Source organism: Streptomyces abyssomicinicus (assembly GCF_008974245.1).
Taxonomy (GTDB): Bacteria; Actinomycetota; Actinomycetes; order Streptomycetales; family Streptomycetaceae; genus Streptomyces; species Streptomyces abyssomicinicus.
On the sequence record NZ_BBZI01000005.1, the window covers coordinates 1,067,559 to 1,080,797 of the forward strand.

Below are 13,239 nucleotides of genomic sequence, written 5' to 3' on the forward strand. Positions count from 1 at the left end.
TCGCCGGGCCGCAGTCGGCTCAGTGCTCAGTGTTCAGTGCTCAGTCTCGTGGCGTGACCGTACACCGCCCCCTCCGGTTCCGTGCCGTCCCCACCATTCGGAGGGCTCACGTTGGTGCCGCCGGAACAGCGCACCGCCCTGATGGAGGCAGTCGTCAACGCGCTGCCGACATCGGGTGCGCCCGGCGACGCGAACCCCGGGCACCCCGGAGAGCGACTGACGCCTCCCAGGACGCATCGTTCACGCACGTTCCATGTCGAACTGATGCAGAACCGGTCAATCATCACGTCCGTGCGCCGAGCAGCCCTTGGCCCGTTCAGTCACGCTGACTACTGCCGCACGGGCGCCCGGCAGGCTGCCTGGGCGACGAAGCACGGCGTTGCCATGAGCATGTGAATCACCCGCATCTGCATGCCCCCGCATCACTGCGCGGTATCGGACGGATCGCCGGTGACCGGATAGCGCTCGCTCAACGATGGGTCCCACATGGGCGGCCGTCCGATGGGTAGCTCCTGGGCTGTCCGACGGATACCCGACCGCTTCGGGTCGGGGCCGCACAGGCCCGAAGGGAGGTGTGGCATGGACCACGAGATCGAGCAGGTCACCGAGGAACTCCCCGAGCTCGCCCTGATGATCGACATCGGAGACGACGACGACTGACCGGGCCGGAACTCCCGCGTCGTGCACGAGGGTGTGCGGCGGGCTGTCTGCCTGATGGCCCGCCGCGCATCTGTCCGTCGTCGATCGGTACAGAGGGAGAGTCGGAACCTTGCGTGTGACACCTGATGCCGTGGCTGCCCGCCACGCCGAAGCCGCGGTATGGGAGGCCACCCGTGCCACCCTGCGCACCGCAGGTCTCTCCTGCGCCGTGCCCGCCCATCCTGCTGTCAAGGCACTGGCCACCCAGGCTCAGCAGTTGCGCCGACGCGCCGAGACGGCCCCCGGCCGGGTTCCTCGGATGGCGGAACGGCTCCGTCGCGTCCCGGTGTCTCCCGGTCGAACCGCTGGTCCGCCGTGGGAAGTTGAACTGGCAGAGCCCGAGACCCATCTCCGGGAAGCCGTCGCTCGAGCGCTGGCTTCCCTGCCGCCGAGGCCGGCTCCTCCCGCCCCGCAGTCCCCTCCCCGAGCCGACTGCACGGTGACGGAATGGACCGCCGGTGACAGGCAGGTCTTCGTCGAGGCGTCCGGGAAGTTCGCCGCGCTGTGGCCGGAGATGCTCGACGAACTGCGCGTCGGCGTGACGCAGATCGCGTTGCTGCGTGGACGGGGTATCGAGGGGTTCACCGACTTCACCGTCCACGGCGCCGTGTTCATCAACGCCAGGCGGCTCACCTCACGGCCCGGAGGCCTGCCCGGCTGGTTACGCCTGGCGGACGCCCTGGTCCACGAGGGAACGCACACGCGGTGCAATGCGGCGGCCCTGATGACACGGTTCCTCCACCATGCCGCCGACGAGGTGGCACCGGTGGACACACCCTTGCGCCCCGACCCCCGGCCGCTCTCCGGACTCTTCCAGCAGACCGTGGTCCTGGTTCGCCAGGTGATGCTGTATCGCAGAGCGCTGGAGAGCGCGTGCGAGAACGACGGCAACGGCTCTCTCGCCGCGGCGGTGTGTCGCCGGCACGCCAAGCTCGTGGCCGGTGCGCGCCAGGGCATCGGCACGCTGGGACAGCACATGAAGTCGTTGACCCACGACGGGCGTAGCGTCCTGGCCGAGGCGCGCGACCTGCTCGTCGAAGAGGAGACCCGCCGCCCGGCCGATGTCGCACCACCGTCCCGCACGTCACCTACGGCGTCGGGGCGTGGCCTGTGACCGTCATCCCGCCCGCGGCGTACGGGCCGCGCGTCGCGCCGCCATGGACGCCCGACATCTTCCGGCCGTACCCGGACAGTGAAGCGGTGGTCTTCGCCCGTGTGGCAGCCCGCTCCGACGCGTTCGGCTCCACCGGTGCCGGCGGCGGAATGCGGGTCCTGGTGGGCAGTGCGGCGGGGGCAGGCGCCACCGACGTCGCAGCGCGCGCCCGTGGTGAACTCATGGAACGCATGGGCAACGTCCTGACTGGCCGGGAGGCCGAATCCGGCGCGACCGGGACGACACGGACCGCCACGTACACAGAGCTGCGGCGCCTCGGGATCCCTGCCGTCGACCCGGCCGTGTGGGGCACCGTGGCCGCCAGGGCCGCTCGGCAGCTCTGGGTCGTGGGCCGAGCCTTGCGCGCGGGGCGCGAGGTGTGGGTGCCCGCCGGAGCCGCGTTCCTCCAGCACCGCCCACCACCGGGCTGCACCGCCACCGTCCGGGCAGGTTCCACCGGTGTCGCCGCGCACCCCCGGCGGGAGTCCGCCACGGCCCACGCCGCCTGGGAGATCCTCGAGCGTGAACTGATCCGGCGCAGCTGGTGCGCCCCGCAGGACCACCGCCCCTCAGTGCATGACGCGTTGTCCGGGCCGGACGAACTGCAGACCGGTCTGACGTCACTGCTGATGCGCGAGCGGCTGAGCGCCACCGTGCTGCTGCCGCCCGCGCCGCAACAGGTGTGCGTGGCCGTGGTCTGCCTGCACACCGACGACGGGCGCCGGCAGAGTTTCGGCGCGAGCTGCGGCCCCGCCGATGCAAGGACGACGACACTGACGAAGGCGGCCTTCGAAGCGCTGATGGTGCGCTGGAGCATGGGAACCGCTGCCGCGGACCGCGCCCGCCGACGTCTGGAGGACGCCGGCCGGCCGCGCGGTGCGGTGGAGCACGCGCTGTGGGCCTTCCACCACCAGGACGCCTTGAGCCACTGGCAAGGCGGCCCCGGCCACGCGACCGGGGCGGGGGGTCCCGGTTCCGTCGAGAACCCCGGCCCGGGCTCCCCCGACCCGGTGACCGTGCTGAGCGAGTACACCGGCCTGGACGTGATCGCGGTCGACTCCGCCGCCGGACCCCCGCGCACCGAGGACCTGTCCGTGGTGCGTCTCGTCGCCCCCGGCGCCCGGCCCTTGCCCAGCCGCACCGCCCCCGGGACTCCACCACACCCCTTCGGCTGAGCAGCCGTCCCCACCGGCAGTGCCTCAGTCCCTCGCCCGCTCGCACCGGAGGACACGATGCCGCCCGCATCACCGCAGGACCCGCCGCCCGAAGCTTCCTACGCGCAGGGCTTCGCCGACCGCTACGACGACTGGTTCGCACCTGCCCGGGGCACCGATGCCACGGTCGCCTTCCTGCTCTCCCTCGCCAAGGAAGTCCCGCCCGGTCCTCTCCTCGAACTCGGCATCGGCACCGGCCGCATCGCCCTGGCCGTCGCCGCACACGGCTTGACCGTCCATGGCATCGACAGCTCCCCGCAGATGGTCGCGCAGCTGCGCGCCAAACCTGGCGGCCACGACCTTCCCGTGGACATCGGCGACTTCGCCGCCCCACCCACCGAGCAGGAACCCGGCCGGTACGCCGTCGTCTACATCGCCAACGGCACGTTCGCCGAACTCACCACCCAGGCCGAACAGCTCGCCTGCTTCCAGCATGCCGCACAGCGCCTGCTGCCGGGCGGCCTCTTCGTCCTGGACGCCCATCTCCCGGAGGCCTTGGCAACAGTCTCCGGCGGCACCATGCCCGTCAATGCCCCCGGCCCCGACTTCGTACTGCGCACCCGCAGCATCCACCCGGTCCGGCAGCACTACGTCTCCGACTACGTGATCCTCGACGACGGCCGGCTACGCCATGTGCGCGTCACCTTCCGCTACGCTTCCCCCGGCGAACTCGACCTGATGGCCGCAGCTGCAGGACTGCGACTGCGACTGCGTACCGGCGGATGGTCCGGAACCACCTTCAAGGACTCCAGCCGCTACCACGTTTCCGTCTACGAGCTGCCCGTCCAAGGCGGGTGAACGGCTCCGGGAGGAGCGGGTCCTCGCAGACCGAGGCCAGGGCCGGCTCGACGGACTTCCCTTGGTTCCGGACATCCACGGGGACCGTCGCCTGGTGTCGGCGGAACGGGTCGGTGCCCGTGCCGGCGACTCTCGCGCGGTCGCCCGGCGCCGCGAGGAGCGCGCCTGCCTGCGTCGGTGCGGCGTCCTCCGCGGGTGTTGGCCAGGCCGACGGTGTCGGGGCCGGGCTCGGCGAGGCCGAGAGCCATGGAGACGCAGCCGGAACAGTCCTGCCGGTGGCCGTCCTTCCAGATCTTGCTCCGGCTGTAGGGCACCTGGCGGCCGTTGTCGGCGGTCAGCCAGGTACGGGCTCGCCGAAGGGTCTGCTGTCGTGTGCTCTTCAGCCCGGCCGGCGCCGGCATCTTCGACGGGGCGGCCCTGCCTCCTGGGGCGTCCGGCAGGAGGCGACGGGACACGGCGCTCACGCAGGACGCCCCGCTGATCGCGGACTCTCCGCAGGCGGACTGCGGCCGTCCTGCGAACCTCCGGTGCAGATGCCACGGATTCGGCCGCACCACCGCCCCGTCGAGAGACACCTTTTGAGCGTCTTTCGGCTCTCCGGCGCGTTCCCCCGGCGCGCCGGGGCATGCCGGTCATCGCCCCGGGTTCCCCTGCGGAGTCCCGGCTCGACGTGAGGAGTCCTCGTGGGCAGCACCCGGCGCACACTGCTGACCTCGGCCGCCGCCCTCGGCGCGACCGCCCTGACCACCCGCCCCGCCCATGCCCGCGTACGACTCACCCGCGAGAGCCACCGCGTCCTGGTGATCGGCTCCGGCTTCGGCGGCGGCGTCACCGCCCTGCGGCTCGCGCAGGCCGGGATCCCCGTCACCGTCCTGGAGCGCGGCCGGTGGTGGCCCACCGGGCCCAACGCCGACACGTTCGCGACCCTTGACCAGTTCGACCGGCGTGCCCTGTGGTACGGCACACTTCCGGAGGCGCTCCGTCCGCTGGCCCGGCTCGGTCTTCGCCCGGCGAAACTGGACCCGTACGTGGGTGTCATGGAGCTGGTGCCGGGGATCAACACGCTGCCGATCTGCGGGGCCGGGGTCGGTGGCACCTCGTTGATCTACAACTCCATGACGATCCAGCCTTCCGAGGCCGTGTTCAACACCTGGCTGCCCGAGGGCCTGGACTACCGGCGCATGGACCGCGTCCACTATCCGCGTGCGGCCACCCTGCTGAAGCCGAGCGGGGCCCCGGACGAGCTGATCGCGTCGCGCACCTACGCGGTGGAGCGGGCGTTCGCCGACGGCGCGCGCCGGGCCGGTCACCGGATCGAGAAGTATCCGCTGGCGATCGACTGGGCGTATCCGATGGCCGAGGTCCGCGGCGAGGTCGCGCCCGCCTTCACCACCGGCGAGATCAACTTCGGCGTGAACAACGGAGGCAAGTACTCCGTCGACCGCACCTACATCGCACAGGCCCTGTCCACCGGCAACTGCACCGTCGCCACCCACCACCGCGTCACCTCCGTCGCCCGTGCCCGCGACGGCCGCTGGACGGTGCACGTGGACCGGACCGACGACTCCGGCCGCACCGTCGAGCAGAAGATCCTCACCACCGGCTCCCTCTTCGTGTCCGCGGGCTGCCTCAACACCTCCAGACTCCTCGTCCGGGCCAAGGCACTGGGGCATGTCCCCGATCTGCCCGACGCGGTGGGCGAGGGGTACGGCTCCAACGGCGACCGCTTCTACCTGTGGACCAGCCCCCTGGAACGGTTCGGCGTCGTGCAGGGCGGCCCCGGACTGCACATCTCCAAGGACTGGACCGACCCGCGCACCGCCACATCCCTCACCCACAGTCCGCTGCTGGGCGCCCCGGCCGGGCTGGCCGGCTCCGCGTTCGTGTGGGGCATGGGCGTCAGCCCCGACCGCGGACGCTTCACCTACAACGGACTCACCGACACCGTGGACCTCACCTTCCCGGCGGGCGGCGACAGAGCGTCCGCCCGTGTCATGGGCCGCCGCATGGCGGAGATCACCCGCGGTCTGGGCACCCTCGTGGACCTCACCGACGTACTGAACGGCCTGACCGCCCACCCCCTCGGCGGCGCGTGCATGGAAGCCGTCACCGACCTCGAAGGCCGGGTCCTGGGTCAGGACGGCCTGTACGTCATGGACGGGTCCCTCATCCCCGGCACCGCCGGCGCCTGCAACCCCTCCTTCACCATCGCCGCCGTCGCCGAACGCGCGCTGGAACGCATCGTGGCGAACGAGGAGGTATGACCGCCGGACCATGCGGAGCGTTCACCGCGCCCGGAGGCGTCACCCGCGAACGCACGCCCACTTGGGCGGTGAGCCGGGACCGCCCCGGCGAGGTCCGCTTGGGGACTCCTGCCTGCTGGACGCGCTCATTTCGCCGGCGGAGCTTCGGTGAAGGGCCACTGAAGCGCTACGGGGCCTGAGACCGGCTTCACGCAGGCCCCTCATCCTCGCGCGACTGGCCCCTGTGCTGGTCCTCGGCCGTGAGGGACGCGGAGCTGTGGCAGCCACATCGAAGTGCCTGCCGACAGCGGACCCTACAGGTTCGAGCGGGCGATGAGCAGGATCTGGTTCCCCGGGGTGGACAAGGAGGACGCCACCAGGCTTTGCCATGCGGAAACCAGGTGGGAAACCGCCTGGGTGTAGTTCCGGTGCTGGTTCTGGAGGGCGTTGGCACAGGCGAGCAAGGCCGGACGGACAGGGGCGAGGGCCCTGAGGTCCGAGGCATCGGGGTCGAGCGGGAGGAGGTCCAGCGTGCTGATGGCCTCATCGAGGACCTGTTGGATGTTGCGGACCGGGGTTTCACAACCGGTGTCGGAGCTCAGCAGATGGATGGCACGGAGGATTGAGGCGGCGGGGTCGTCGCTGGGCCGGACCTCCAAGGACAGGCCGTTCTCCGCGGTGTCGGCCAGGTGATCGCGGAAGGCCGAGTAGGGGATCCGGCCGTACGGCGGGATGCTGAGACGGGACGCCGCAATGCCGAGGGCGCGCAGACGGAGGCCGTGGAGGGGATCATGGTGAGCCGGGTGATGGTGCAGGGCCAGGTCCAGGGCGAGATCGAGGGTGAAGTCGGGGGTGGGGCCCGGCAGGTGATGGGAGGTGTCGGGGACGGTTGTGTACTCGAGCTGTAGCCGGTGGGACGACTCCGGGAAGAGCTCGTGGCGGGCGGGAAGGGGATCGTGATGGCCAAGGCTGTGGGCTGTGGTCAGGTGCCCGGCGAGGATCTGGGTCAGTTCGGGGAACAGGCCGGCTGTGGTGACGGCGACCCAGGTGGGGGTAAGGGGTTCGGGGCTGCGCAGCACTTGGAGGAGTGGACGGAGTGCCTCGGTGACGGGCCATGAGGAACGCAGGGTGGCGCGGTGGAGCGCCTCGTTGATGGCCGAGGCGTGGCTGGTCTCGAAGTCCGTTGGCCGGACCAGCCGACCGGTGATCTCGCAGAGGTGGTTCAGGGTGTCCGCGCAGGGCTGGAGCCGCGCTTCAGGTGAGCGACCCATGAGATGTACGAGTCGCTCGACCGCCCGGCGAGCGGGGAAGTCCGGACGGTCGGAGACGTCGGCCAGAGCGCTGATCCGGCGCAGTTCGTCGGCCAGGTAACCCCGGATGCGGTCCTCCAGGTCGGGGCTCTCGACGCTTGCCGCGCAAACGGTCACGAGCCGGCTGAGGAGCCGCATCAGGGTGAGGCCGGGGGCCACGGCCAACAAGGGGTGGAGCGCGGCCCTTCGGTGTCCGCTGGTGAGCGCAGCGCCGTATACCTGGGTCCAGGACACAACCCGGTCGGCATCGGCGGACGGGCAGCCGAGCTGGCGCAGTGCGAGGGCGGACGCCTCGAGGTCGGCAAGAGCGACCGAAGTGGCCTGACCTGACTCCAGGTCGTAGGGCCAGCGAGTCTCCGGCGGGCGGTGCAGTAGCGTCTGGGAGCTGTCCTGGGCCCACACGGTGTGGCCCGTGAGGGCGACGGACGCCTCGACGGCAAGGTCGGCGAGCTCGGCCGGAGTCGGCAGCCGGTGCACGGGGGAGCCGACCAAGGCGTTGAGCCAGGGAACGAAGAGCTGGGCGCCCCGCGCGTGGATGCCGACCGCCTCGCTGCCGGGGTTGCGCTCCGCCCTCGACGGGTGTCCGGCGGCGTTTGGTTCCTCGGGGAGCGAGCGCGAGGGGCGGAGGGTCTCTTGGTCGCGCAGAAACATCGCGTACAGGCTCCAGGACACCGGGCGAGTGCAGAGCAGCGTGCTGCCGTCGCCTACGGGCAAGGCATCGCGAAGGGCACGGGTGGCAACGATGCCGGACAGCACCCGGCGTCGTTCCGGGTCTGCGGTGTCGGCTCGCAGGGCCTCGGAGAGCCGGCCCCGGATCTCCGGCTCGACGATACGCGCGAGATCCTCGCAGTCCACGGCGAGGGCGAGGGAGTGGACGGTGCCGCGGTCCAGACAGGCGGCGATCACCGGGGTGGCGTCGTGGGTGGCAGCCCAAAGAAGGATGGTCTCCCGCCACCAGGGGTCTTCGATGACACTGGTGAGCACGGCCAGGTCGCCCGAGGACGAACCAAGCTGAGAAGCGGCGAGGTATTCCTGCAGGGTCAGGTGTGCGAAGCCGTACACCCCGTGCTCTCGCTCCACGAGAAGACCGCTCTTGAGGACCTCGCGCAGGAACACGGCCGGAGCCACCTGCCTGCCCACCTGGCTCAGCGGTCTGCGGATCGCGCCTGTCACCCCCGTCTCCGGCCAGTCCCGGACCCGTGCGTGCATCATGGCGAGCGCCAGGTGCTGGACGACGTGCTGCTTCTGCGCGCCGGTGAGCCCGGTGGCGTCGCTCAGCCCTTTGGCCTCGTAGCGCCGGTGCAGCATCACGTCGACCATCTCGTCGTACAACGCGGCTCGACTGTCGGGGAGTTTGCCCCGATAGCGGTGCACGTTGGCCGTCATGGTCAGTAGCAGTGGGTTGGACGCGAGGTCGTAGAGGGCCGGCTGCCGGCGGAGTCGCGCCAGCAGGTCCTGAGCCAGGTTCCGGGCAACGGCTCGGACTTCGGGACCTGAGGCACCGCGCCGACGGCATTCGGTGGCGTATGACCACTGCTCGAGGAACAACTCGATCTGTGGGCCGGTGAACCGGCGCACCTGTAATACCTCAGCTCCCGGGAGGGGGTTGGACTCGTAACCGTGGGGACGGGCGGTGACGACGAACTGGTTGCCCGGGTAGCGCTGGATCTGGTGGGAGACCCAGGTGACGACCTTGGCGCGGGCGGCGGGGTCGCCGACTTCGTCGAGGCCGTCGAGCAGAACCAGACACTCCCCCCGCTCCAGACGGCTGCACAGCCAGGAGGCTGGGACGTGCCCGTCGAGCCAGGGCGTGGACGCGGCCACATCGGGGAGCGGGGGTGGGGTGTCGGAGAGGAGTTGGGTGGTGTGGTCACGGAGGTAAAGAAGTACGGGGAGGCGGCTCGCTCCCCGGCGACGGAAAGGGGTCGAACCGTCGCAGAGTTCCAGGGCGGTCCTGCGCGCAAGGGTGGTCTTGCCGCAGCCGGGCCCGCCAATGACCGTCAGCACCTTGGCAGCGGCGTTCCGCTCGGCGTCGTCCAGGAACGAACGGAGTGTGCGTCGGGGTGCGGGAGAGGGAGGTGTCTGGGGCAGCGGGCCGACATGGAGTTCCCGGACGGCGGTGTGCAGCGGCTGTGAGGCGATGCTGACATCGACGTAGACCTGCCGCATACCGAAGACGAACTCGCTCTGTGTGGCGATGCCGACCGTCTCCATGTCCTGGACGGACGCCCGTAATTGGCGGAGATAGACCGAGCGGGGGTTGCCGCGCCGGACACGGGGCGCGTTGTTCGTCGCGGACTGCGGGGAGAAAATCTCGGTGTAGACGGCCAGCAGCGTGCCGACGCAGAGTGAGGCGTACAGCCATGACCAGCTGAACCGCTCCTCGGACAGCACTTGGTTGGCCGCCACACTGAAGCTGAGTGCCAGACACGCCCCGTACAGAATCCGCAGACACGCCCGAACTCGTGGCATTCCCACCCCCTTGCCCGGGAGGGTAATGGAAGGCGGGACGGTGGTGAAGAACCTCGGCGAACGGGACGGGGTGGGCGAAAGGGCTCGACAAGGCTGGTGAGTTGGGTCGGCCCGCCAGGGATGCCGCCTGCCCCTTCGTCCTCGCTTCACTCGGCCCGACCAGTGGCTTTGTCACCCGATCAGCCCGTCGGGCGGGACGTGTCGATGGGCGCCGCCGACGGCTCGTCTGCGCTGGATCCGGGAGGCGGGCAGAGGTGCCGACGTTCGGGTTGTCGAGAGGCGCGAGCCGGCTGCGGCCTTGGCCGAGGCGGCGGGTCAGGGAGCCGGCCCGGTTGCGGACGTCCCCGCGCACCCCACGGTATGCACTCCGGGGATCGCTGTGCCGCGGCCGCCGCCTACGGGGGCCTTCTCCGTCGAGCACGCTTCGGCCGACTGACGCCAACTCCCGCCGGGCCGCGCGGCCCGGCGGGACTTCGGACACGGGGTCACGCCATCGCGTTCACGCCCGTGAGCGCGCGCCCGATGATGAGCTTCTGCACCTGGCTGGTGCCCTCGTAGAGGGTGAGGACGCGTGCGTCGCGGAGGTACTTGCCGACCGGGTACTCGTCGATGAAGCCGTAACCGCCGAACACCTGGAGGCAGTTGTTGCTGACCCGCACGGCCGTCTCGGCCGCGTGGTACTTGGCCGCCGAGGCGTCGGTCGCGTACTCCTTGGGCCCGGCTCCCGCGTCGGCCATCCGGGCGACCTGGTGGGTGAGCAGCCGGGAGGCGTGGACGTCGACGGCGGCGTCGGCGAGCAGCTCCTGCACCAGCTGGAAGGAGGCGATCGGCTTGCCGAACTGTTCCCGCTCGGTGGAGTAGGCGACGGCGGCGTCGAGCGCTGCCTGAGCGACGCCGACGGCTCCCGCGGCCACCGAGATCCGCCCGCGCGAGAGCGCGCCGAGCGCGATGCCGAGCCCCTTGCCGACCTCGCCGATGCGGGCGGAGTCGGGCACCCGGACCCCGTCGAGGGAGAGTTCGGCGGTCGCCTGGCCGCGGAGGCCGAGCTTGCCGTGGATCTCCGTGGCGGTGAAGCCGGGGGTGTCGGTCGGGACCAGGAAGGCGGTGACGGCGCTCTCGCCGGTGCGGGCGAAGAGGAGGGCGACCTTGGCCCAGGTGCCGTTGGTGATGAACATCTTGGTCCCGTTGATCACCCAGTCGTCGCCGTCGCGGGTCGCGCGGGTGGCCAGGGAGCCGGCGTCGGAGCCGGTGCCGGGCTCGGTGAGGGCGAAGCAGCCCAGCGCCTCGCCGCTGACCAGCCGCGGCACCCACTCCTGCTTCTGCGCCTCGGTGCCGTGCGAGACGATGGTCTTGGTGACCAGGCCGAGCGAGACCGAGACGATGCCCCGCACCGAGGAGTCGCCCCGCCCGAGTTCCTCGGTGACCAGGACGTAGGAGAGCATGTCGGCCTCCACGCCGCCGTACTCCTCGGGGATGCCGAGGCCGAGGAAGCCCAGTTCGCCGAGGCGTTTGACGATGCGCGGGTCCACCCGTTCGTCGCGGTCCCAGTCGCGGGCGTGCGGAACGATCTCGGTGTCGACGAACTCCGCGGCCATGGCCCGGATGTCGCGCTGGGTCTCGGTCAGACCGAAGTCCCTTGAGAACACTGTGTCTTCTCCCGTGGTTCCGTGAGTGAGGCAAGGGCCGGCAGGCGCGGCCTCTTGAGAGGGGGTGTCGTGAGGTGCGGGCCGCGGCGGCCGGGCCGTCAGGGGCCGGCGTGCGGAGGGGCGGCGTGCGGCGGGACGGTACCGAGTTCCGTGAGCGGCAGCCCGAGCTGGGCCCGCTCGGTGACCCAGCGGGTCGGGCGGTAGCGGGGGTCTCCGGTGGCGGCGTGCAGGCGCTGCTGCAGGGTGAGGACGCGCCGCACGCCGATCAGGTCGCCCCAGGCCAGCGGCCCTCGCGGGTAGCCCAGACCGGCCGTGACCGCCGCGTCGACGGCGTCGGGAGCGGCGATTGACCGCTCGGCGATGGACGCAGCCACCCCGACGACGGAGGCGAGCAGCCGCTGCGCCACCGAGCCGGGCGTGTCGCGGACCACGGTCACCCGGCGGGGTTCCGCGGCGTCGCCCGCGCCCTCCGCGCCCGCGCCCGGGCCCTCGGCCAGTGCGAGCACGGCCCGCGCGTCCCGCACGGCGTCCGGCGCCGTCGCCGGGGTGAGGGCGAGGACCCGGCGGCCGGTGGGGACGGAGAGCGGGTCGACGCCCAGCGTCCGGTCCGGCGGCAGCGAGGCGGCGGCCACGGCCGAGGACACGGTCGTGCCCCAGGTGGGGACCAGGACCAGGGCCCGTGCCGAGGGTTCCGGCGTGGTCTCCAGGAAGGCTCCGGCGCGGGTCAGCGCCTGGCGCAGCGCGTCGGCGTCCGGGCCCTCGCCGTGGACCAGGACGGGGCGCGCCGTGTCACCGGTGACCGGCTCCTCCGGCACGGCGGCGGGCGCGGGGTCCCCGTCGCCGTACGGGTAGAAGCCGCGGCCGGTCTTGCGGCCGTGCAGTCCGGCGGCCACCCGGCCGGGCGTGAGGAACGAGGGGCGGAGTCGGTCGGAGTGCCGGAAGCCGTGCCAGATGGAGTCGATCACGGCCGCGGTGACGTCCAGACCGGTGAGATCCATCAGCTCGAACGGGCCCATGCGCAGGCCCAGTACGTCGCGCGCGACGCGGTCGATGCCCACGGTGTCGGCGACCGACTCCTCCAGCAGGGCCAGCGCCTCGGTGACGAGCCCGCGGCCGGCGTGGTTGACGAGGAACCCCGGGGTGTCGGCCACGACCACCGCCGCGTGTCCGGTGTCCTGGACCAGCTCCACCAGGGCCGAGGGGATGTCCGGCCGGGTCAGCGCGCCCGGGACCACCTCGACGATCTTCATCAGCGGCACGGGGTTGAAGAAGTGCAGCCCGGCCAGACGCGTGGGGTCCGAGAGTCCGGCGGCGATCTGTGTGACCGGCAGGGAGGAGGTGTTGGTCGCGAAGACGGTCCGCGCGGGCAGGACCCGCTCCAGCGCCCGGAACAGGTCCGTCTTGGTGGCCAGGTCCTCGCGGACCGCCTCGACGACGAGGTCGACCTCCTCGCCCGGAGCGGCCGGGTCGTCGAGCGGGACCAGCCGCGCGACGGCGGCGGCCGCCTCCGCGGGGGTGGTCCTGCCCTTCGCCGCGGCCCGTTCGAGCATGGCGCGGACGAAGCCGACGGCCTCCGGCACGGCTTCCGGGCGGGCGTCGCACAGCTCGACGGTGTGGCCCGCGGCCACCGCCCACTGGGCGATGCCCCGGCCCATGACGCCGGCGCCGGCAATCCTGATACGCACCTGCTTCCTCCTTCTCACG

Annotated in this window: 8 protein-coding genes; 5 read left to right on the forward strand and 3 right to left on the reverse strand. The window is 71.6% G+C overall.

Annotation, left to right across the window (positions count from 1 at the left end):
* Positions 1 to 501: 501 nt before the first annotated feature.
* The 5 genes from GBN72_RS33975 (at position 502) to GBN72_RS04380 (ending at position 6,128) form a co-directional block, all read left to right on the forward strand.
* Positions 502 to 660, forward strand: a complete 159-nt coding sequence (locus GBN72_RS33975) for a hypothetical protein (RefSeq protein WP_164540365.1) — start codon at positions 502 to 504, stop codon at positions 658 to 660.
* 478 nt (positions 661 to 1,138) lie between these two features.
* Positions 1,139 to 1,813 (forward strand): aKG-HExxH-type peptide beta-hydroxylase, encoded by a 675-nt coding sequence (locus GBN72_RS04360; protein ID WP_246212246.1) that lies wholly within the window; start codon positions 1,139 to 1,141, stop codon positions 1,811 to 1,813.
* Positions 1,814 to 1,899: 86 nt separating this feature from the next.
* The gene (locus tag GBN72_RS04365) at positions 1,900 to 3,027 is read left to right on the forward strand and encodes a YcaO-like family protein (protein ID WP_151770262.1); all 1,128 of its coding nucleotides are present in this window, start codon (positions 1,900 to 1,902) and stop codon (positions 3,025 to 3,027) included.
* Between the two features lie 57 nt (positions 3,028 to 3,084).
* Positions 3,085 to 3,864, forward strand: a complete 780-nt coding sequence (locus tag GBN72_RS04370; protein ID WP_151770263.1) for a class I SAM-dependent DNA methyltransferase — start codon at positions 3,085 to 3,087, stop codon at positions 3,862 to 3,864.
* A 683-nt stretch (positions 3,865 to 4,547) separates the two neighbouring features.
* Positions 4,548 to 6,128, forward strand: coding sequence for a GMC family oxidoreductase N-terminal domain-containing protein (locus tag GBN72_RS04380; protein ID WP_151770265.1), 1,581 nt, complete (start codon positions 4,548 to 4,550; stop codon positions 6,126 to 6,128).
* Positions 6,129 to 6,421: 293 nt separating this feature from the next.
* On the opposite strand, the gene GBN72_RS04385 is transcribed toward GBN72_RS04380, so the two are convergent.
* The 3 genes from GBN72_RS04385 to GBN72_RS04395 all read right to left on the reverse strand — a co-directional run bounded on the left by GBN72_RS04385 (position 6,422) and on the right by GBN72_RS04395 (position 13,220).
* Positions 6,422 to 9,826: an NACHT domain-containing protein gene (locus tag GBN72_RS04385; protein ID WP_164540369.1), complete on the reverse strand. Its 3,405-nt coding sequence runs from the start codon at positions 9,824 to 9,826 to the stop codon at positions 6,422 to 6,424.
* A gap of 548 nt (positions 9,827 to 10,374) precedes the next feature.
* Positions 10,375 to 11,535 carry an acyl-CoA dehydrogenase family protein gene (locus GBN72_RS04390; protein WP_151770267.1) on the reverse strand — a complete coding sequence of 387 codons (1,161 nt, stop codon included), beginning with the start codon at positions 11,533 to 11,535 and terminating at the stop codon, positions 10,375 to 10,377.
* A gap of 98 nt (positions 11,536 to 11,633) precedes the next feature.
* Positions 11,634 to 13,220, reverse strand: coding sequence for a 3-hydroxyacyl-CoA dehydrogenase (locus tag GBN72_RS04395; RefSeq protein WP_151770268.1), 1,587 nt, complete (start codon positions 13,218 to 13,220; stop codon positions 11,634 to 11,636).
* Positions 13,221 to 13,239: the final 19 nt, after the last annotated feature.

Excerpts from the sequence above, each read along its gene's own strand:
- GBN72_RS04370 (WP_151770263.1), top strand. The coding sequence starts at position 3,085 with ATGCCGCCCGCATCACCGCAGGACCCGCCGCCCGAAGCTTCCTACGCG.
- GBN72_RS33975 (WP_164540365.1), top strand. The coding sequence starts at position 502 with ATGGGTAGCTCCTGGGCTGTCCGACGGATACCCGACCGCTTCGGGTCG.